The sequence below is a fragment of the Pseudoalteromonas sp. BZA4 genome (assembly GCF_040104395.1).
In the GTDB taxonomy this organism is placed as follows: Bacteria; Pseudomonadota; Gammaproteobacteria; order Enterobacterales; family Alteromonadaceae; genus Pseudoalteromonas.
Window position 1 is genome coordinate 67548 of record NZ_JBECOT010000012.1, and the last position, 21065, is coordinate 88612.

General features: G+C 41.3%; 17 protein-coding genes. 8 read left to right on the forward strand and 9 right to left on the reverse strand.

The genetic code is table 11. The features are described 5' to 3' along the window. Positions 1-207: 207 nt before the first annotated feature. Complete coding sequence (gene fadE / locus ABMY41_RS07500) at positions 208-2664, forward strand: acyl-CoA dehydrogenase FadE (RefSeq protein ID WP_349274420.1); 2457 nt, start codon at positions 208-210, stop codon at positions 2662-2664. Here fadE and ABMY41_RS07505 read toward each other — a convergent pair. Then, positions 2661-3755, reverse strand: a complete 1095-nt coding sequence (locus ABMY41_RS07505; RefSeq protein ID WP_349274421.1) for a DUF6136 family protein — start codon at positions 3753-3755, stop codon at positions 2661-2663. The genes fadE and ABMY41_RS07505 overlap by 4 nt on opposite strands. Beyond that, entirely contained in the window at positions 3752-4342 is a 591-nt protein-coding gene (locus tag ABMY41_RS07510; protein ID WP_349274422.1) for an ATP-binding cassette domain-containing protein, read from the reverse strand. The genes ABMY41_RS07505 and ABMY41_RS07510 overlap by 4 nt, the downstream gene beginning before the upstream one ends. Positions 4343-4491: 149 nt before the next feature. Between ABMY41_RS07510 and ABMY41_RS07515 the strand changes: the two genes are divergently transcribed. The 3 genes from ABMY41_RS07515 to ABMY41_RS07525 all read left to right on the forward strand — a co-directional run bounded on the left by ABMY41_RS07515 (position 4492) and on the right by ABMY41_RS07525 (position 7677). Beyond that, positions 4492-6417: a S9 family peptidase gene (locus ABMY41_RS07515; protein WP_175079039.1), complete on the forward strand. Its 1926-nt coding sequence runs from the start codon at positions 4492-4494 to the stop codon at positions 6415-6417. A gap of 302 nt (positions 6418-6719) precedes the next feature. Further along, on the forward strand, positions 6720-7157 hold the full coding sequence (locus ABMY41_RS07520) for a SulA-like leucine-rich domain-containing protein (RefSeq protein ID WP_054551944.1): 438 nt from the start codon (positions 6720-6722) through the stop codon (positions 7155-7157). A 40-nt stretch (positions 7158-7197) separates the two neighbouring features. After that, positions 7198-7677 (forward strand): YchJ family protein, encoded by a 480-nt coding sequence (locus tag ABMY41_RS07525; protein WP_175082156.1) that lies wholly within the window; start codon positions 7198-7200, stop codon positions 7675-7677. Here ABMY41_RS07525 and ABMY41_RS07530 read toward each other — a convergent pair. After that, positions 7674-8498 (reverse strand): alpha/beta hydrolase-fold protein, encoded by an 825-nt coding sequence (locus ABMY41_RS07530; protein WP_175082155.1) that lies wholly within the window; start codon positions 8496-8498, stop codon positions 7674-7676. The genes ABMY41_RS07525 and ABMY41_RS07530 overlap by 4 nt on opposite strands. 2 nt (positions 8499-8500) lie before the next feature. Beyond that, on the reverse strand, positions 8501-9145 hold the full coding sequence (locus tag ABMY41_RS07535; protein ID WP_251599768.1) for an alpha/beta hydrolase: 645 nt from the start codon (positions 9143-9145) through the stop codon (positions 8501-8503). 363 nt (positions 9146-9508) lie between these two features. Here ABMY41_RS07535 and ABMY41_RS07540 point away from each other — a divergent pair, with 363 nt between their 5' ends. Both ABMY41_RS07540 and ABMY41_RS07545 read left to right on the forward strand, forming a co-directional pair. After that, entirely contained in the window at positions 9509-10396 is an 888-nt protein-coding gene (locus tag ABMY41_RS07540; protein WP_054551603.1) for a LysR substrate-binding domain-containing protein, read from the forward strand. 317 nt (positions 10397-10713) lie between these two features. After that, positions 10714-11478, forward strand: a complete 765-nt coding sequence (locus tag ABMY41_RS07545) for a YdcF family protein (protein ID WP_349274423.1) — start codon at positions 10714-10716, stop codon at positions 11476-11478. 5 nt (positions 11479-11483) lie between these two features. Here ABMY41_RS07545 and ABMY41_RS07550 read toward each other — a convergent pair whose 3' ends face one another. Continuing rightward, entirely contained in the window at positions 11484-12236 is a 753-nt protein-coding gene (locus tag ABMY41_RS07550) for a Nif3-like dinuclear metal center hexameric protein (RefSeq protein WP_349274424.1), read from the reverse strand. A 150-nt stretch (positions 12237-12386) separates the two neighbouring features. Here ABMY41_RS07550 and ABMY41_RS07555 point away from each other — a divergent pair, with 150 nt between their 5' ends. Then, entirely contained in the window at positions 12387-12764 is a 378-nt protein-coding gene (locus ABMY41_RS07555) for a hypothetical protein (protein WP_054561783.1), read from the forward strand. Positions 12765-12895: 131 nt separating this feature from the next. Continuing rightward, positions 12896-13057, forward strand: a complete 162-nt coding sequence (locus ABMY41_RS07560) for a hypothetical protein (protein ID WP_287246126.1) — start codon at positions 12896-12898, stop codon at positions 13055-13057. Positions 13058-13111: 54 nt separating this feature from the next. On the opposite strand, the gene ABMY41_RS07565 is transcribed toward ABMY41_RS07560, so the two are convergent. The 4 genes from ABMY41_RS07565 to ABMY41_RS07580 form a co-directional block, all read right to left on the reverse strand. Beyond that, on the reverse strand, positions 13112-16297 hold the full coding sequence (locus tag ABMY41_RS07565; RefSeq protein WP_289098094.1) for an amidohydrolase family protein: 3186 nt from the start codon (positions 16295-16297) through the stop codon (positions 13112-13114). A gap of 106 nt (positions 16298-16403) precedes the next feature. Continuing rightward, positions 16404-17228, reverse strand: coding sequence for a M90 family metallopeptidase (locus tag ABMY41_RS07570; protein ID WP_058585288.1), 825 nt, complete (start codon positions 17226-17228; stop codon positions 16404-16406). A gap of 90 nt (positions 17229-17318) precedes the next feature. Further along, entirely contained in the window at positions 17319-20222 is a 2904-nt protein-coding gene (locus ABMY41_RS07575; protein ID WP_349274425.1) for a two-component regulator propeller domain-containing protein, read from the reverse strand. Positions 20223-20353: 131 nt separating this feature from the next. Then, positions 20354-20989, reverse strand: coding sequence for a CatA-like O-acetyltransferase (locus ABMY41_RS07580; protein ID WP_201024585.1), 636 nt, complete (start codon positions 20987-20989; stop codon positions 20354-20356). Between the last annotated feature and the right edge of the window lie 76 nt (positions 20990-21065).

Here is a 21065-nt window from a genome sequence, read left to right on the forward strand (position 1 = left end):
CACAACTAATCGCTGCCGTCACGGTGCTGATTATAAGTAATTACTCAACAATTCTTCATCTGCTGTAAATGTTTTTGCACTGATAGCCATTTTTAAAATAATAAAACTCACCCAACAAGCCGTTTTAATCCTTGTTCCCCTCTTGATAATTCGCTTTTCTAGCGCTACTCTAAAAGAGGTGGTCTGACCTCTATTAAGGAATAATCAATGACTCTCATATTTTTACTTGGTTTACTCGTGCTGCTTAGTATTGCGAGTTACCACAGAGCAAGCTGGAATACCTGCTTAGGTATTGCCGTTGCGACTTTACTTGTTGGCACATTTGCTGGCGCGTTTGGCGCAATTAGTTGGCTACTATTCTTACTTATCGCTGTGCCACTTTCTGTGACTGGCGTTCGTCAACAATACATCATTAAACCTATCTTCGCTGCTTTCAAAAAAGTAACCCCGACGATGTCGGATACTGAAAAATCAGCAATCGATGCCGGTACTACGTGGTGGGAAGCGGATCTATTTTGTGGTCGTCCTGACTGGAACAAATTACACCAATACCCAGCACCTAAACTGACTATCGAAGAGCAAGCGTTTATTGATGGTCCAGTTGAAGAAGTGTGTAGCATGCTAGATGACTGGCACGCAACTCACGAACTAACTGATTTACCGCAAGATGTTTGGCAATATCTAAAAGATAATAAATTCTTTGCCATGATCATCAAAAAAGAATTTGGCGGTTTAGAGTTTTCTGCTTATGCACAATCATGTGTACTGCAAAAGCTAACTAGTAAATCAACGTTACTTTCTTCTATCGTAGGTGTACCTAACTCATTAGGTCCGGGCGAATTACTTCAGCACTATGGTACTAAAGAGCAAAAAGATCATTACTTACCACGCTTAGCAAGTGGTCAAGAGATCCCATGTTTTGCTTTAACATCACCAGAAGCCGGTTCTGACGCAAGTGCAATTCCTGATTACGGTGTTGTTTGTAAAGGTCAATGGAACGGCGAAGAAGTTGTTGGTATTAGCCTAACATGGAACAAGCGTTACATTACTCTTGCTCCTGTTGCGACTGTGCTTGGTCTTGCATTTAAACTACAAGATCCCGACGGTTTACTAGGTGATGACAAAGAACCTGGTATTACCTGTGCGCTGATCCCTACAGATACTCCGGGAGTAGAAATTGGCCGTCGTCACTTCCCGCTAAACGTTCCATTCCAAAATGGTCCTACTCGTGGTAAAGACATCTTTGTACCACTTGATTACATCATTGGTGGCCCGAAAATGGCCGGCCAAGGCTGGCGTATGCTTGTTGAATGTTTATCTGTTGGTCGTGCAATCACATTGCCGTCTAACTCAACAGGTGGCATTAAAACAATTGCGCTTGCAACAGGCTCTTACAGCCGTATTCGCCGTCAATTCCGTTTACCTATTGGTCAAATGGAAGGCGTTGAAGAAGCAATGGCAAAACTTGCAGGTTACGCATATAGCTCTGATGCCGCAGTTAGCATGTCTACAGGGGCTGTTGACCTTGGTGAAAAACCATCGGTTGTCTCTGCGATTATCAAATACCACTTAACTGAGCAAATGCGTGAAGCGACTATTCACGGCATGGATGTTCATGGTGGTAAAGGCATCATGCTTGGTCCAAACAACTACTTAGGTCGCGGTTACCAAGGTGCGCCAATTGCAATTACCGTTGAAGGTGCAAACATCTTAACGCGTAACATGATCATTTATGGTCAAGGTGCAATTCGTTGTCATCCATTCGTGTTAACTGAGCTAGGTGCATGTGCAATTGAAGACCGCGAAGAAGCGCTAGCAGTATTCGATAAAGCGTTAATGGGTCACGTTGGCTTTACTATTTCGAACCTTGTTCGTACTAAGTGGTTAGCATTAACCAATGCTCGCTTCACAAGTACACCGTACAAAGACGAAACAGCTGAGTTTTATCGTGTTGCGTCACGTTTCAGTGCATCATTAGCATTAATGTCAGATATCAGCATGGCGGTATTTGGTGGTTCATTAAAACGTAAAGAGCGTATCTCTGCACGTTTAGGTGACTTACTAAGCTACTTATACCTTGTATCTGCAACACTTAAACGTTACAACGACGAAGGCCGTAAAAAAGAAGATTTTGCGCTTGTTCAATGGAGCTGCCAAGATCACCTTTACCACTGCCAACGTGCACTCGCTGACTTAATCAATAACATGCCATCTGCACCACTACGTGCAATGCTAAAAATCATGTTATTCCCATTCGGTCGTCCAGTTCGTAAGCCTACGGATAAGCTTGAGCACAAACTTGCTCACTTATTACAAGTACCAAGCGAAACTCGTAACCGTTTAGCTAACTACATTTATCTTAAAAACGAGCCACTAAACCTTGTTGGTCGTCAAGAGCAAACGCTTAAAGACATTCTTGAAGTTGAGCCTCTGTTTGACAAGGTATGCCGTGAAAAAGGCGTAAAACTGCCTTTCTTCCAACTTGATAAAGTAGCGCAAATGGGCCTAGAAGCAGGCATTTTAAGCCAAGCTGAAGCCGACAAACTAGCTGCAGTTGAAAAAGCCCGTCTTGACGTTATTAACGTTGACGACTTTGACCCAGCAGACTTAGTTGCAGGTAATGTTGCCCGCGGCGAGAGCAATAAAAAAGCAGACGCCGCTTAAGCTAGCAAAACACTTCCAATTGTTATGAAAAACCAAACCAGCGCAAATTGCGCTGGTTTTTTTTGCGCTAAATATTGCTGCAATACACACCATACTGCCCCTATAGGGATGTAAATCAAGTTAGTGCCAAGCATGCTTATAACGACTATTAAAGCCACAGAAAAAAATATATGGCTCGGTAAAAACTGGCTTATATAAAACGGCTTATCTTGGTTATTGCTTTGAAAGAACAGCCGATATTTTTTAAAAACATCCAAGCAATCGAATTGCAGCGAGCTTGTTAGCAATACGCATACTGAAAAAGCCACAGCCTGTAGCAAGTCACTAAAGTCATTGCGAACTGCAATTAGTTGTAATAAAGCAAACAAACATGCAACCAATATTGCCGCACGCCAAATTAAGCTCCAGCTGTGCTGTATGAAGTAGCTAAGCCAAAATAAAGCAAGCGAGTGTACTTTTAATTTATGACTTATTCTTACAGGTGGGAGTAAAATCGAACAGCCGAAAATAGCGACAAAACCCAGATAGTATTGCAGCGGAGATAAACTAACGGGCAGTAATACCAAGACAAAACTGAGCAATAAACTATAAAAAAGTGCACGCGGCCTATAAAGAACAAATACTCCACATAGCCACTGCAACAACATGAACAGCATAAAATGAGGTACTTGTAGCCATTGCTTTAACGATAGATCTATTGCGATTAATAAACTGGCAATGAGCCAAGCATTACTTAAAAGTAGTAACTTGCAGTCAGCACATACTCGCCAAGAGGATTTATAAAGGCTTCGCTGAAACGCCCTATTTTGCGAATTTTTAATGGCTGATGCCATGGCCCATAACATCACCGATTCAAGTAAAAGATAAACCACAGCTATTTTTGCACCGTAAGCGGGTTCTGCATGGCTATCGACTATTTTCCCAAGACCTAAAAACAAAAGTAAAACCATACCAAGAAATGCAGGGCCTAGTACCAGAGCGAACAGCAAGCTAAAACTCTTTAACTGAGATAGCATGCTTTTGAGAGTGGTTGTATATGCTAGGTATCTATAAGAAAGGAATGACACGTAGCTAGCAAGAGATTCAATCATAATGCTGTACACTCAAAACCATGCTGTATAAACACCTCAGGTTCGTGGCTTGTAATGATGACTTGCCCATTAGGTTTATCATCTAAGTAGCCATCAAGTAAGGTCAGCAAAAATTGAATACTTGTTTGATCAAGTGCTGCACTCGGTTCATCTAATAGCAAAAATGGAGCTTGCTTTAAAAAAGCAGTGATAAGCTGGCATTTCTTTTGGTTACCACTCGACAAAGCACTAAAACGAGTATTAAGGTGCTCTGTAAAGTTAAATCCAGTAATGAGTTGCTCAGGCATATCTTTCTTTAACGCCTTGCAACTAAGTTCAATAACTTGTCGCGCGGTTAAAAAACCCGGCAGAGCAATACGGTCGCTAGCAATTGAAACATCGTTTTGCGGCGACTTTAATGCTTCATTATTATATAAAACCTGCCCTGATTGTGGCTTTTCAAGGCCAGCTAGCATCATCAGTAATGTTGTTTTTCCTTTGCCATTCGCTGCCTGTAAACAAACTCGTTTACTTTGTAATAGCTTACTGTAGTTTTCAAAAACGTGGGCTGAAGCAAAGCGCTTATTGAGGTTGTTAATTTCAATCATGTTTATTCCTTTAATAATGAAAAAATAGTAGCACACTCATGTCCCTATTTATTTACATGATTTGTAACAAATATCGAAGTGGTAAAACTTGCGTTTAGATTATGAACAGGCAACACTTGATAACGAAAAATTAACAAGGAATAATTACAATGAAACCGAGTTTTCAACTAGCTGCCGTTGCATGCGCGCTTAGCCTTGCGCTTGCAGGATGTTCTCAATCAACCCCATCAACAAGTAGCACCGAAAGCGTGCAACAAAGCCAAACTGTTAAACAGTATGATGCTGAAACCTTTTTTGATACAACCTCAATTATGGGCAGCAGCTTTTCACCGAAAGGCGACAAAATACTCGTTAGCAGTGACGAAAGCGGCATTTATAGCCTTTATGAAGTAGATATAAAAACCGCCAAAAAAACCCGCTTAACAGACTTTGAAGACAGTACTTATGCTGTGGCTTATTTCCCTAAAGATGAGCGCGTACTATTTACTAAAGACTCAGGCGGTAACGAGCGTTATCACATCTACGTTCGCGAAACAGATGGCACAGTTAAAGATCTTACGCCAGGTGAAGAAACCCGTGCAGGATTTGCAGGCTTCACAGAAGACGGTAAACACTTTTTTATAACCAGCAATCAGCGTGATGCTAAGTTTATGGACCTATATCGTGTTGATGCTAACAGCTATGAAGTAACGCCTGTTTATCAAAATACTATGGGGCTAGATGTCGGTGCGATAAGCCCTGACGGCCGCTTTATTGCTTTATCGAAAAACAATTCGAACAAAGACAGCGATGTATTTATTCTCGATACGCGTAAGAAAACACTGAAACCAGAGCTCATTACCCGTCATGACGATGACGCTAAATATGGCCCCGAAACCTTCTCAAGAGACAGTAAATCATTATATTACTCAACCGATGCCAAAGGTGAATTTGCAGAAGTGTGGCGCTATGACTTAACGACCGGCGAGCACAGCCCTGCCCTCAAAGATGAGTGGGATGTAAGCTTTATTTACTTCTCTAAATCTGGCCGTTATCAAGTAAGCGGTGTTAATGCTGACGCAAGCACTAAAGTGTCGATAATTGATACCACCACCGGTAAAGGTATTGCCATGCCATCGCTGCCAGCTGGTAATTTACGTGGTGTGAACTTTTCAGCTGATGAAAAGACCATGGCGTTTTATTTAAATTCAGATACCTCACCAAGTAACCTATTTGTTTGGCAACTCGGTGAATCAAAAGCTAAACAATTAACCAACACATTAAGTGATGCCATTGATCAAAATGACTTGGTTGAAAGCACAATTGTGCGCTTTAAAAGCTTTGATGGTCTAGAGATCCCTGGGGTTTTATATAAGCCTAAGCAAGCTAACAGCAACAACAAAGTACCAGCTTTAGTTTGGGTACACGGCGGTCCTGGCGGCCAAAGTCGCACAGGATATAGTGCAATGCAGCAGCATCTAGTCAATCATGGTTATGCCATTTTTGCAGTTAATAACCGTGGCAGCTCAGGCTATGGTAAAACCTTCTTCCATTTAGATGATAAAAAACACGGCACTGACGATTTACAAGATATTGTTTACGGTAAAAAACACTTACAAAGCCTAGATTGGGTTGATGCTGATAAAATTGGCATCATGGGGGGCAGCTATGGTGGCTTTATGACCGCCGCAGCACTTGCCTTTGAACCTGAAGAGTTCAAAGTAGGCATTAATATATTTGGTGTAACAAACTGGGTTAGAACCTTAAACTCGATTCCACCATGGTGGGAAAGCTTTAAAAAGGCACTGTATGATGAAATGGGCGACCCAGCGACAGACGGTGAACGTCACCGTGCCATTTCGCCACTATTTCATGCTAAAAACATCACCAAGCCATTAATGGTGATCCAAGGTGCTAACGACCCACGCGTTTTACAAGTTGAAAGCGATGAGCTTGTTGCCGCTGTAAAGGCAAATGGTGTGCCTGTTGAATATGTATTATTCGATGATGAAGGCCATGGTTTTACTAAAAAAGAAAACCGCATAAAAGCCTCAAATGCATACCTTGAGTTCTTAAATACCTACTTAGATAAGTAGCAAAATTGCAAAGATAAAGAGCCGGTATTATGCCGGCTTTTTTATGCAAAACACCTGTATAGAATCAAAATTTAGCAGTTTACACAGTACTGTATAAAATACTGTATATCTTTAGTGGTAAATTTTTCACCTTTTCCAACCTTCAAAATAAAACCGTAAACCACTGTTTAATAACAATTAAATTATTTTGACTAAAATAAAACTGAATCATTGGTTAAAAAATAGCAAAAAAGTACTTGCGCAAAAACACTGTATAAACTACTGTATACACATACTGTATAAACAACCAGTGAGTGAAAGTTATGTTACAGCCAATTACCTTAAGAACAGTTAAAAGCTACCAACAAGATAACGATAAAGCGTCTGTTAATTTAATTCAGATTGAAGACGAAATTTCAGCAACTTTTGAGCTATTAAAAGTATTGCATCATTACAATAGCCAAAATGCATGGACACTATTAATTGCTCCTGATCATGTTCCTAGTAAAGCTTTACTAGATTCGTGTTCGATTGATACCAGCAAACTACTTGTGATCAGACAAAAACATTTAGTTAATCTTGAATACGTTCTTAGTTCAGCATTACATAACGGTAATTTTGCTGCTGTGATCACATGGACAGATATTGTAAACAATCATCAACTTGATTCGATGAACTTAAACCTTGAGCAGGCATCTGCAAAATTTTATTGTTTTACAAAAAGCGCTCAATTAAACAATTTAGTACCGCAGCCACAATAGGCTTGTTAAAATAACAATTTATAGTTTTAGGTAAGTTGTTATGACATCACTCACACACTCCCTTTGCCCTTGTGGCAGCGAATCGACTTACGAGCTTTGCTGCCAGCCTTTTCATACCGGTGCAAGCCAAGCTGATACCCCAGAGCAACTTATGCGTTCTCGTTTTAGTGCATACGCGCTAAAAGATGCAAAATATGTATTTAGTACTTATGCACAAAGCCAGCAAGCCGCGAACCCTGTTCGCGAAATTAAAGATTTTGCTAATAGCTGCCGTTTTACCAAGCTAAGTGTTTTAGATACTGAACATAACGAGCAAGAAGGTTTTGTAGAATTTAAAGCTAATTACTTTTATCAAAGCTTGTATTGTGAGTTACACGAGAAGTCGCGTTTTATTAAAGAAGATGGCCTATGGCGTTACCTAGATGGTGATATAACGCCAGTTGCAGATATTAAAATTGGCCGTAACGACGAGTGCCCTTGTGGTAGCGGCAAAAAATATAAAAAGTGTCACGCTCTTTAGTTATCATTAACCTGGTAAATCCAGTCTAAGGCTTGGGTAATCGTTGTTGGGAATGCCGTTGCATGGCGTGCCTGAGGAATAACAAATAAATTTGTCGTAACCAGCGCGCCGCTTTGTTTAGTAATTTTAGCTGCTAATTGCCTTGCCCCCGACACCATTTTTTCGCCTTCGCTTTCTTCAAGTTCTCCCACTGCGATGTAAACTTTTGTTGTGTTGGCAGCTGGTTTTACAGCCATAGCTAATATTGAGTTTTCTTTAAACCACACTGAAGGACTGCCGATAATATAATTTGAAAAAAGCGAAGGCTCAGTGAATAAGGTATAAGCCGCAAATAAACCGCCAAGTGAGTTACCGACTAACGTACTTTTTTGGGTTGTTCTGAAGTCGGCCTCAATATAAGGCAATACAGTATGTTTTAGGTAGTTTAGATACTGACTTGCTCCGCCAGTTTTACGCTGCCAATTTTTATCTTCAAATGGCGTATAGTCATAAATACGGCTATTAAGTCCAGATACACCTTTTTGATATCCTACTGCAACGATAATTACCTCTTCTATAGTCCCCGAATTCATCATAAAGCGACTAGCACCAGAGGTAATTGGCAAACTGTAGTTTGCATCTAACAGGTAAACAACTGGGTAGCGCTTCTGGTTTTGCTTTTGGTAGCTGCGTGGCAACTTAATCGTAATGGGGTATTCGTTTTTGGTATGTTTATCTTTGAGTAACACAGTATTAGTACGTGGCAAAGTAAACGGCTCAGCATGGCTTACATCGCTCACGCCCAAAACACTGATCACAATAACTAACAGTAAATAAGGCATAGTTAATCCTTTAACCACTTCTTAATTGGTAACAGCCACTCATCTTTTGGTTTATAAAATGCGCCATGGGAGAGCCCTGTATTAATGCTTATTTCTTCAAACTTAGTTACGTCACTTCTATCGATTAAAAATTGGCAAGAGCCAACCTGATCTGAGCGCTCAAAGATAGAATACACCTTGCCATAAGCCTTAACTGATGTGTGATTTTTTATAAGGCCTGCGCAACCTGCCAATATAATTAAGTTGATATGTGTGCGTTTAAGTTCATTGACTGCCAGTATCGATAATGCCCCGCCCCGTGAAAAACCAATCAAACTAATGTTTGACTCAGCAACACCGGCACTGATCAATGCTTCAACATCTGCAGCGAGTTTTTTCGCAAACGTAAATGGCTCAGTACCTTTTGGCCTGTGATAGGCAATTAAATGATAGCTCTCATCTGTCAGTGCTTCTTTTACTGCAATAAAGTCATAAACACCAAAGGTTTTGTGAACAGGCTTAGGGTTTGTCCCTTCGACGATAAAACCATGTGAATAAAAAACATAGTGACCATGCGGGTCAATCTCTGTTGGAAACTGGCTGTAAATAGTGCCAGCGCAAACAGGCAACACCCAGCATGCACAGAGTAAAAGTACGGTACGTATCACAAGCATTCCTTTAAAAAATCACGTTACACCTAATAGAAGATAATAACACCTTAAAAAATAATATCTTAGCAAACAACTAAACCCTACTCTCAGTAATTTTAATTAAATATCAAATTACTAATCGCAAGATGTATCACGATTTAAACTGCAAGTTTCAACTTGAGGTAAATTCATGGAATTTCATAGTTAAACTACAAAAAACCTTATGACAACGCTGTCAATTATTTATAAAAAGGCGTATTGTAAAAAAGCAGTTAAAATAACTTCAGGTTTTAGACGTCTAGACGTTGAAAAATTAAATTCTAAGGCGTAGTATGTTCGTAATCTGAGTTAGACTCACATTTTCCATGAGATTTTTTAAAGATGATTGATATAAAGCACCTAAAAACCATAGCGACCCTTAAAGAAACAGGCTCTTTGGTCAATACCGCCCGTGAGTTGTTTTTAACTCAATCGGCTTTATCGCATCAAATTAAAGATCTCGAGAATAAGTTAGATTGCCAGCTGTTCGAACGTAAAACACAGCCTGTGCGTTTTACTCCGCAAGGTATGCTACTTCTGGAGCTTGCTAATGAAGTATTACCTCGTGTTGAGGCAACAAAATGTCGGTTAAAAGAAAGCCTTAACCAGCCAATCTCAAATTTACGTTTAAGCGTTGAGTGTCATGCCTGCTTTCATTGGTTGCTCCCAACCATAAAAGAATTTAATAATTTTTGGCCTGATATTAAAATTGATTACGAGCGCGGCTTTAGTTACGACGCCATTCCAGATTTAATTAATGATGAATTAGATCTAGTGCTGACTTCTGATATTCGTGAACCCGATCAGCTTGAGTATGCTCACCTGTTTGATTTTAAATTAAAACTAATCGTTGCACCGGATCATGAGTTGGCAAAAAAAGCCTATGTCACCGCCCTTGATTTAAAAAACGAAACAATTATTTCGTACCCTATTCCCCGTGAGCGCCAAGACATCTTTAAACATTTTATTCAAAATGCACGCTTTGATGGCACGCTTAAAACGGTTGACCAAGGCTTATTGATATTTCAATTAGTGAGTGCAGGTATGGGCGTTGCAGCATTACCAGACTGGCTAGTCACCCCTTATGAAAGCCAGGGGCTCATTAAGTCTATTCCGTTAGGTGCACTAGGCCTTACTCGCCCTATGTATTTAGCGATGAAAAAGAATATGAAAGATAACCCAGTTTATCGCCACTTTTTAAATACATGTAAGCAAAATAACGGTCGCTAAAGCAAGGCAAAATAACTAACATAACTGCATCTGTTACAGACAATAATGTTAATACCCAAACCACCTCAAGGTGCGAGTTTCAGTTGGAATTAAAAGCGATTTAGGCAAGGCATTGATTGCAAACAATAGTGGTTCTATGGTTAAAATCAATAACGCAGTATAATTCGCTTTTAAACCAACCCTTTGGGCGCTTCACAGGTGCTTACTCTCATCGTTGTTACTTCTTAAAAGGGGCTGCCATTTTTGCAAAGTAACGCCTTGATATTAAGGCACCTGTGAAACGCTGAATTCTGTACCTTGAGGAGGCTTGGGTATACATGTTTGAGATTAAAAAGATCATTGGCTCATTATTAATGCCCCTGCCTTTGCTGGGGCTGCTTACTTTAGTGATGGTATTTTTAGCCATTGCACATAAACGCAAAGCACTCTATTTTGGCTTTGTTAGTATTTTAACTTTAATGCTGATAAGCACGCCATTTATTGGTCAGTCACTGATAGCTGCAAGCAATAACCCTGCATGGCAATTTAACCAAGCAAAGCACCCTAAACTCGATAATATTGTGGTACTTGGCTGCTCTATAATGCCCAACTCGCGCCTTCAAGCAAACCACCAGTTAGGCGATTGCGCGCTTGCTCGATTACTTGAAGGTGTTAAGCTTGCCCACCACTACCCAAATGCCACCCTCTATGTATCAGGAGGCGGTTTTGCCAATACTACCAATAGCCAGCTCATGTTTGAAACGGCAAAAGCGTTAGGTATTTCTGCAACGAGAATTAAACAAAACTCCCTCGCTATGGATACCGCAGAAGAAGCGAAACGACTTGCCATTTATTTAGTCGATAAAAAAACTGCCTTAGTCACCTCAGCAAGCCACATGCCGCGAGCGAAAGACTTATTTAATGCACAAGGCATTGATGTGATCCCAGCGGCAACCGACTTTCAAGATTTTAGTCAGTATCCAACGTACAAACAGTTTATACCTAACATTGCAGTACTTGTTGCAGTGACCAGAGTCGCTCATGAGAAAATTGGCAGTGCTTGGGTGAGTGTGCGCCGCTGGATTGATCCAGAGGCGCTGTAGAACAATCAGACTGGATTGTCGATATCGATAAACGTTACATCAAAACCGTGCTGCTCAGCTAAAAGCTCGCCTAAGGCTTTAATGCCATAACGCTCAGTCGCATGGTGACCAGCTGCAAAAAAATCGATACCTTGCTCGCGTGAACTATGAATCGTTTGCTCAGAGGCTTCACCTGTAAGATAAGCATCAATTCCTTGAGCAGCCGCTAAATCAATATACCCTTGTCCGCCACCTGTGCACCAAGCGATGGTGTCGATTTTCTTTTTTCTTACCAAACTAGTTAATGGTGCACGATTAAGAACTTGGGTTATTTTGGCGGTAAATTCTTCACCACTTAAAGGTGTTTTTAAGCGGCCTTTTACCGGCACACTATTTGGACCAGATTCAAGCCCACCTGTGAACTCAATATCGAGTAACTTAGCCAGTTGCGCGTTATTACCAATTTCAGGGTGTATATCTAGCGGTAAATGATAGCCATATAAGTTAATATCATTATTTAAAAGCGCTTCAATACGGCGCTTTTTCATGCCCGTGATTGGCTGCGATTCCCCTTTCCAGAAATAGCCGTGATGTACCAAAATAGTATCTGCATTTTCTGCAATAGCGGCATCAATCAATGCTTGGCTAGCTGTGACACCCGTCACTATCTTTTTTACGTCGCTCGCACCTTCAACTTGTAAGCCATTTGGGCAAAAGTCAGCGATAGAATCAGGTTTAAGAATGTCGTTTAATAATTGAGTAAATTGTTTGCGTTGCATATAAAAATCGTCCTTCAACCCTCTATTTTGTGCAAATTTTGGCGTTTATGAGTGAAAAATGGAAGGAAAATCGCAAAAAATTGAAAAGTAAGCTGAAAATAGGTATAAATATATATTCTTAATCTGTGTTTACAACGTATAGGGTCTCTGATGAGCAAACTAGACAAAACAGAAGTGTTAAATGCCTTCGAAGCAGCATACGAAGCAGCGAATGGTAAGAAACCTGAAATCACAACAAAACCTGGTTGGTATAGCATCGACGGTGGCAAAAATATGCGCCTTGCTGATGTTGCAGCGCTGACTGAAGAGCTCACTTCTGGTAAAACAGCTGAGCCTAAAGCAGAAGAAGCACCTAAAGCACCAGCGAAAAAAACCAAAACTAAAACCGCTGCACCGGCTAAAACAGCTAAGAAAGCATCGTTCACTGTTGTTACAGCAAACGATGACGGTTACAAAGCTGAAGAGCTTTGGATTGTTAACCTAGCTGAAAAAGACCACGATTGTCGTTTACCGCGTGGTGTTGTGTAATCAAATTACACTTAGCAATTTTAAAAACCGCTACTCGTTAGCGGTTTTTTTATGGCTGTTTATTTATTAACACTGCCGCTGAGTTTGCTGATCCTGCAAGCCCGATAAATCAAGCCTGCAAAGAGCATAAAATGGCAGTACAACAGTTAATTAAACAGCGTCTATCAGCGTGTGAAAACATGGAAAGCTCGCAGCTAGACTCGCACAGCCACTATTTGATGACGCTTGTAGAGGGCATGATCTGCCAAGCAAAACTAGTAGGAATTAAACAGTTTCCTCATTTAAAGCAATAAATAAACAATAAAAAAGCGGCACAATGGCCGCTTTCAGTTTAGATTTCCGCTATGTTAGATTTTTTCAAAATATAACTTTTCGCGCTTTTTCTCACCCACTTCGTTCATGGTTGCAGCATCAAATAGACGACCATTGATCATGGTGTAATCGATTTTATCTGTATCACGAATGTTAGTTAGCGGGTTACCGTCAATAACAATTAAATCGGCAAGTTTACCCGGCTCAAGAGAACCGATATTGTTATCAAGGCCAATGTATTTAGCAGGATCTAACGTTGCTGCACGAATTGCTTCAAGTGGTGTCATACCACCTTGCGCAAACATCCAAATTTCCCAGTGCGCCGCTAAACCTTCACGTTGACCGTGAGCACCAAGGTTTACTAAAACACCCAAGTCTTGCAGCTCTTTAGCAACACGGGCATTGTTAAAGTGGTTATAGTGGTGATCGGGCGCCTTAACACGACGCATTGAGCGTGGTAAAAGCTGATTCTTTGGTACAAACTTACTTAAGCGTGGGTGATTCCACACATCCGTCTTGTCGTACCAATAATTTTCACCCCAAATACCGCCGTAAGCTACACCCAGTGTCGGCGTATAACCCACATCGCTTTGAGACCAAAGCTGGCGAATATCATCGTAAATATTGGCAACAGGAATTGAGTGTTCAATACCCGTATGACCATCAACTACCATAGTTAAGTTGTGCTGCAGTAATGAACCGCCTTCTGGCACAACCATCATTTCAAGTTCACGACCTGCTTCAATAACTTGTTGGCGCTGTTCACGACGAGGTTGGTTATATGATTTAACACTAAACGCACCTACTTTCTTTAAACGCTCAAGATGGAATTTAGCATCTTCTAACGAGTCAATATGCGATGTATAACCTGGCATATTTGCACCATATAAAATGGTACCCGTTGAGAAAATACGAGGGCCGACAATCATGCCTGCTTTTTGCATTTCACTTGCAGCAAAAATCTCTGTGGTGTCGTTTGATGGATCGTGAATCGTTGTCACACCTAACGCTAAGCCAGCTAAGTTCTTCCAGTTTTGCTGTGGAATGATCTCATCGCTGCCTTGCGAGCCGTGCGCATGCGCATCAACAATACCCGGCATAATCGTCTTGCCAGTTACATCAATTACTTCTGCACCTTTAGGAATAGCAACACTGTCTTTACTGCCAACCGCTTTAATATGCTTACCATCAGTAACAATAACGCCGTTTTCAATAACCTGCTCACCGTTCATGGTGATAATACGCGCACCAGTTAACGCGAATACTGATTTAGGCTCCGCCATGGTTTTTGTAAAACCGATGTTGTCGCCGCTTTTAACTTTAAAGTCAGTCTCTGCATTTTGGTTAATATCAAATAAACCCGCTAGGCTTGCATGATATAACTCTGGGCCTAAGCTCCAATAAAGTTTATCGCTTGTGCCACTCCAGCTGATGTTTTCACCGGCGCGAACAGAAAGCTGCTCAATTGGGAATTGGCTATCTTTCGGGCCAATATTAATGGTTTTGCCACGCTCAACAAATGGCGTTACAAATACTTTAAAACGCTCTGCAAACGCTAAGTATTGGCCATCTGGTGATACTCTAAACTCTGTAGCATGTTCTGATTCGTAAAGTTTACGAACTTGCTTTGATTCAAGCTCAACAACACTTAATGTTGGTTTCGGCCAAGGGCTCATCACATAAATACGGTCATTCGCTGCACCAAATTGCGGCTGATATCCTGATTTAGTGATTAGCGTCGCTTTACCGCCTTTAGCACTTACTGAGTAAATGCCTGGCTCTAATGACCATGTTGGGTTAAGGATACTGCCGCCAGACGCTTTACGGTAAACAACTGTTTTGCCATCAGGGCTGAAAGTTGGCTCTACATATTTACCCGGCTCTTTAGTAATGGTATCGCCACGGCCACTGCGCGCAGATACAACACGTACTGAGCCCTGTTCGTTATCATCCCATGTGGTGTAAACAATCTTCTTACCATCACGAGAGAACTGCGGGAATAATTCAAAGTGGTCGTCTTGCTTAGTCAGGCGCTTTACTTTGCCAGACTCTAAATCACGTTTATAAATATGACCTAGCGCTTCAAATATAGCCGTTTCACCATCCGGTGAAATTTGTACATTACGCAGCATTTTCACATCAAAATTATCGCTATCGATGTTTTGTGTAAAACGCACCGCTTTTTGAATTTGCTTATTGGTCTCAACTTTAAATGGAATAGTCGAGACAGACTTATCATCTACATCTAGCTTATGAATGGTACCACCCGCCCAAAAGACCAGCTGTTCGTTATCTGGCGTCCAAGCAATTGTTGGGTATACGCCATGAATTGCCCATGTCTCTTGCATATCACGCTCAAGCTCGCCATACAGCTTGGTATGCTCACCGGTGTGAAGATCATATAAGTACAAGCTTGTTTGGAAATCATCGCGCTTGATATATGCAAGCTTTTTACCATCTGGTGAAGGTGTTGGTCGAATAGCCCCACCCATACCATCTATAATTGTTTCAATCTCACCGGTTTCACGGTCATAGCGTTTAATTTTATAAATACCCGCTACAGAATCTTTTGAGTAATGGAATGTTTTACCCGGCGTTGCATCATGAGAGAAATAAACATAACGACCATCAGGTGAGAACATTGGCTCGCCTAAGTCTTTTTGGTCGTTTTCACGTGCAGTTAGCTGTACACCTTTACCACCCGCTTTGTGGTAAAGCCATACTTCACCAGCCCCTAGAGAGCGGCTTGCTGTAAAGTGCTTACGCGCAACTAAGTAGTCACCATCAGGGCTCCAAGCTGGGCTGTTTAACAAACGAAATGTTTCGTTCGTTACGGCTTTTTGGTTTTCACCATTTAAATCCATAACCCAAATATTGTCGCCACCTCCTTGGTCTGAAGTAAACGCAATGTGCTTACCATCAGGGCTAAAGCGTGGTTGCATTTGCCATGCAATATCACTGGTTAATTGCGTTGCTGTGCCACCTGACATTGGCATGGTATAAATATCGCCGAGTAGGTCAAACACCACTGTTTTACCATCAGGGCTAATATCTACGTTCATCCACGTGCCCTGCTCAACACTAATTTTAGCGTCTAGGAATTGGCCTTTTGGTGCGTCTACCTGCCATTTGTCGTCATTTGATTGCTCAGCTGCCGCCACTTGCCCAGCTAGAGCAAGTGAAATAGATACAGCGAGCGCTGTATGAAGCATTTTCTTCATTGAAATCTCACTTTTTATTGTTTTGCTTATATGCACACTTTTAAGATTGCACCAAATAGCATAGCAAGATTCCAGTGATTCGTGTTAAACAGACGTAAATAGTCGACTAATGCCACGCAATCGGATCAAACTGATAAAAGCCAACCAGTAAATGATAAATTTCTGGGTCAAATTGCCTGAGTTCAGCGGGTTTTTCTAAAAAGGTTTCGGTAATAACAGCAAAAAATTCTGCCTCGTTGGTCGCACCATAGCTATGAATAACATGCGGCATGCCATAAGCTAAATGGGTTTTGAGTTGATTAAACGCGCGGCTAAATACTTTTGCCCACTTTTGGTAATCTTCGTTACTCGAAAGCAGTGGTGTACCCGTGGTTTTACCGGTTTCTTGGTCGAGCTGATGGGCAAATTCATGAAATACCAAATTATGACCATCACTTGGTAAGCGGTTTCCCTCAAGGACATCATGCCAACTCAATACCAAGGTTCCGCCTGGCCATGACTCACCTTGACGCACGGTATTGTGATAACTGACAAGCCCAGCATTATCACGGGAAGTTTGCGGGGCATAATACGCGCTTGGGTATAAAAGGATCTCTTTTACATTACGATACAGAGGCCACGGTTTATTAAGCACTAAAATACAGGCATCTGCCGCTACAATCAGCTTCATTGCATCATTAAGCTTAAGACCATCACAACCAATAAAGCGTTTTTCATTTAAAAACCAAACGATGTGACGCTCCAGCTTTTCACGATCGGCATCCGTCATCTTTCGGTAGATAGGCATATATTTTAACAGCAGATTTTTTTGCTGATCATTGAGGGAGTTATTAAGGTATTTTTTCTGCCAAAAGTGATTACGGATATCGTCCCAGCGCCAGTAACACACAACAAAAATTATTAAAAAAAGTATCAAAACCAGGTTAAGCATTACTATCGCCTAAAAAACAATCTTGATACTTTAATGTGTGCAAACAAAAAAAGATCAATTGATTACACACATTTTTATTTTTAAAGCTGATTAATCGAGCGTAATACAGCCTTGATTATAAATAAAAATTTGGTTTCGACCGTTATTCTTTGCATTGTATAAAGCGTTGTCGGCATGTGCTAACAAGCGGTCATAGTCAGTAACCTGCGCGTTATCTGCTACACCAAAACTTACCGTTACAGAAAGACTATCTGCTAATTCTGAGAAATCATAACCCGCTATCTCTAAACGGATAATTTCACACAATCTTGCGGCTTCTTCAGCATTTTTGTATGGGAACAACAAGGTAAATTCTTCACCGCCCCAACGCGCCGCATAACCTTCATCAGGAAAATTCATACGCAGCAAACGAGCAATTTCACAAATCACTTTATCACCAATTAAGTGCGAGAAGTTGTCATTAATGAGTTTGAAGTGATCAATATCCATAATGGCAATACTAAGCGTTTTATTATCACGCTGAAACTGATTAAAGTTTTCAGACAGCCACATATCGAAAGCGCGTCTATTCGGTAATTGCGTTAATTGGTCATGATTCGCTAAATGAGCAAAAGCATCAGCTTGCGTTTGTAAATCATGCATTTGCTGTTCAACTTTTTCAGTTAACTCAATTTCGATGCGCTTATAGTGATATAAGCGGTATTTATAAATAGCATCAGCAAAAAGCACAGCAACTAAGACAAATAACTTAAAGCTGGTTTTTTGCCAAAAATAAGGGGCAATTTTAAAACGCAGAACTTGCTCATTATTTTGCCAGTCACTATTTGGGTAACCTGCACGCACTTTAAAGGTATATTTACCTGGTGGTAAATTGGTGTACTCGGTAATGGCCAAGCGCCCCCTGTCTACCCATTGTTGATTGTAACCACTTAGTTGAGTTTGGTAATTTAACCGCCCAGGCATGATAAAACTTAGCCCAGCGTAATTAAACGAAACACGAGAAACACCAGCAGGTAAACTCAAAACCTCATTACCAACAGGTAAAGTCATGGGTTTGCCATCGACTTCAAAGCTTTCAATAACGGTCGATAAACGGCGTTTACTGGCTTCTTTTAAGCGTTCTGGTGTCGCAATAGCGACGCCTTTGGCTGTTGCAACCCATACTTGACCATCTGAATGAAGCACAGCAGCAGGGTTTGAACCGCCATTTGCTTGCGCGCTTAGCATGCCATCGCCTTCATCATAAAGCTGCATCGAAACACTCATTGGTTGAACTTTTTCAGGGTTATCTAAAAGTGCAACTAACTGAGCTTTGTTCACCTGAATAACACCGCGGTTACTGGTCAACCATAATGAGTCACCTTGCTCAATCACTTGGAACAACTTATCGACCGGTAAACCTTGGTCTCGACCAAACAAGCTCATTTTATCTGTACTGAGATTGTAACGAACTAAGCCTCTATCGGTTGCAAGCCACATTTTATCGCCATCTAAGTAAAAGCCGAATGCATACTCAGTACTGAACTGCTTTGGAAACTCGAGAGTTTTAAATTGCTTAGTAGCTGGGTCATAAATGGACACACCCACTCCCGTGCCGACCCATAACCTGCCATGATCATCCTCAACAAGGGCCATAATAAAATCACCAATTAAGCCATCTTCGGTGGTGAATAATTCAGTTTGCCCAGCAGGGTCTATTTTGGTTAAACCACCGGCGGTGCCAATCCATAAGTTATCCGCTTTATCAAAAAACACAGCGCGAACTTCGTTGCTGATCAGGCCATTACTGCGGTTTTTTACGGGATAAATTTGCCCATTGACCACTTTCATTAAACCGGCAGTGTAAGTACCAACCCATACTCCGCCCTGCTTATCTTCAGTTAAACTTAATACGGATAGCGGATCTTTTTCATAAGCTTGAATAAGGGTGGTGAGCTTGCCGTTTTCAATACGATTTAAGCCATTACTACTGCCCACCCATAAGCTGCCATCAGAATGCGATAACACGGTACGCACATAGTCAGATGCAAGCCCACGGCTTTGACTCCAGTTTGTAAATGGCGCTTCACGCAAGCGAAATAATCCGGCATTCGTGCCAACCCAAATACTTTTTTCGCGGTCTTGCAGTAAAGATAAAATACGGTTGTTGGGTAAGCCATCATCTGCGGCTAAGTTTTCAAGGCCTAAACTGCTGAGTCTGAACACCCCTTTATTGATGGTGCCAAACCACAAATCGCCCTGCGCATCTTCGAGTAAGCTGGCAATTGATTCGTTGTTAAGGACAGGATTAATAGCAACAAACTTATCGTTTTTCTTTTGCCATGCGCCTTTTTCGGTGCCGACAATTAATGTGCCTGACTCCGTTAGTAATAAGGTAAACACAGAGGCATTAGGGAGCCCAGAGTTTTCACTGACCTTACTGACTTGCTTATTCTTTATTTGATAAAGGCCATCACTGGTGGCAGCCCAAATAGTCCCTGTTTTGTCTTGTAAAAGACGGTATGCGCTTAGCTTATCAAGCAGTTTTTGCTCAGTGGCAGTTTCAGAAGCCCGGTAAACAATGCCTTGCCCTTCAAGTGCCAGCCATAGCTCACCTTGTTCAGTAACAAGTGCATGGTTAACCATGGCTGATGAACTTGGTAATGCTCGCCATTGCCCTTGTGAGCGAAGCGCAATACCGCCACGGGCACCCACGATATATAAATCACCATTATCCATCGGAATCAGGCTGCGTAGGCCTGAGTCAGGTAAGCCAGGAATTTCTGTTCGAGTAAAGAGTTTAAACTCGCGACCATTAAAGCGAGCAAGCCCTTCCCAAGTCGCTATCCAAATGTAACCATCTTTGGTTTGCGTTACGCCATTAATGCTATTGTGAGGAAGGCCGGCGCGAGTGCTCCAAGTCTCTGTAAAGTAATCACTTAAAGAGAGGCGTGCAGAATCAGCTAAAGCGCTGAAACTCAATAAAAGAAAAATACAACTAACTACCCGCACCATAAAACTAAAACCCTGATATTTATTATCGTTCTATTCAGTGATGTAGCTCTGTGAAGCCAAAGTCATCCCTAACTTCAGATAATACTACATTAATTGCAATTTTTACTCACTTTAATGACATTTAGCAACAATCAATTACAAAAATTCGTGATTTTTTCTTGCAGTATTTTCACAAATCGCGCCACATGCAAGCCATCCATCAAAGCATGATGCACATCAATTGAAAGCGGCATCTTGCCAGTTTGTGAGTCATACTGACCAAACACAAACTTAGGAATACCAAGGCCATGCCCCTCACTTACAGCATGCGAGAAGCCGGTAAAGTTTAACCATGGAAGTACTGAGATATGAATAAGGTCAGGCTGCCCTTCTGTTGCAGCAAATGCATCAGAGAAAAATGGTTTTGCTTTACTTGTTTTACCCACAGCAATAGCGTGTTTTGAAAAATCTTCCATCGACGCTTGTTTTTCAAAATAACTAAAGCGAAATGTTTCATCTTCTGCAAGCTCGACCACACTGCCTCTTACCGATGACAGTTGTACCGGTAACGAATCAATAATACGTTGGCGCATTGGTGCATAGTCATGACATGCTTCAAGTGTTAGGTAAACATAGCTGTGAAAGAAGGAATACGGTTCTGCTTTGCACTTGTTGTAAAGAGCCGCCATGTCGAGTGAAACACACACATTAAAATATGGCAGAGAAAATTCTTTGAAAAAAGCGAAATGCTGTTTGCGAGGCCAAGTAGCTAGATCAATAGGTGTGATTTCACAAGATGGAGTTTTCATTAGGTGCCCTCGAGATTTAAAAACCGAGTTTACCTAGCCTGCGTGACTTCGTCAC

Bases quoted from the DNA above. Each gene is read 5' to 3' on its own strand.
- fadE (WP_349274420.1), top strand. From the start codon at position 208: ATGACTCTCATATTTTTACTTGGTTTACTCGTGCTGCTTAGTATTGCG.
- ABMY41_RS07505 (WP_349274421.1), bottom strand. From the start codon at position 3,755: ATGATTGAATCTCTTGCTAGCTACGTGTCATTCCTTTCTTATAGATAC.
- ABMY41_RS07510 (WP_349274422.1), bottom strand. From the start codon at position 4,342: ATGATTGAAATTAACAACCTCAATAAGCGCTTTGCTTCAGCCCACGTT.
- ABMY41_RS07515 (WP_175079039.1), top strand. From the start codon at position 4,492: ATGAAACCGAGTTTTCAACTAGCTGCCGTTGCATGCGCGCTTAGCCTT.
- ABMY41_RS07520 (WP_054551944.1), top strand. From the start codon at position 6,720: ATGTTACAGCCAATTACCTTAAGAACAGTTAAAAGCTACCAACAAGAT.
- ABMY41_RS07525 (WP_175082156.1), top strand. From the start codon at position 7,198: ATGACATCACTCACACACTCCCTTTGCCCTTGTGGCAGCGAATCGACT.
- ABMY41_RS07530 (WP_175082155.1), bottom strand. From the start codon at position 8,498: ATGCCTTATTTACTGTTAGTTATTGTGATCAGTGTTTTGGGCGTGAGC.
- ABMY41_RS07540 (WP_054551603.1), top strand. From the start codon at position 9,509: ATGATTGATATAAAGCACCTAAAAACCATAGCGACCCTTAAAGAAACA.
- ABMY41_RS07545 (WP_349274423.1), top strand. From the start codon at position 10,714: ATGTTTGAGATTAAAAAGATCATTGGCTCATTATTAATGCCCCTGCCT.
- ABMY41_RS07550 (WP_349274424.1), bottom strand. From the start codon at position 12,236: ATGCAACGCAAACAATTTACTCAATTATTAAACGACATTCTTAAACCT.
- ABMY41_RS07555 (WP_054561783.1), top strand. From the start codon at position 12,387: ATGAGCAAACTAGACAAAACAGAAGTGTTAAATGCCTTCGAAGCAGCA.
- ABMY41_RS07560 (WP_287246126.1), top strand. From the start codon at position 12,896: ATGGCAGTACAACAGTTAATTAAACAGCGTCTATCAGCGTGTGAAAAC.
- ABMY41_RS07565 (WP_289098094.1), bottom strand. From the start codon at position 16,297: ATGAAGAAAATGCTTCATACAGCGCTCGCTGTATCTATTTCACTTGCT.
- ABMY41_RS07570 (WP_058585288.1), bottom strand. From the start codon at position 17,228: ATGCTTAACCTGGTTTTGATACTTTTTTTAATAATTTTTGTTGTGTGT.
- ABMY41_RS07575 (WP_349274425.1), bottom strand. From the start codon at position 20,222: ATGGTGCGGGTAGTTAGTTGTATTTTTCTTTTATTGAGTTTCAGCGCT.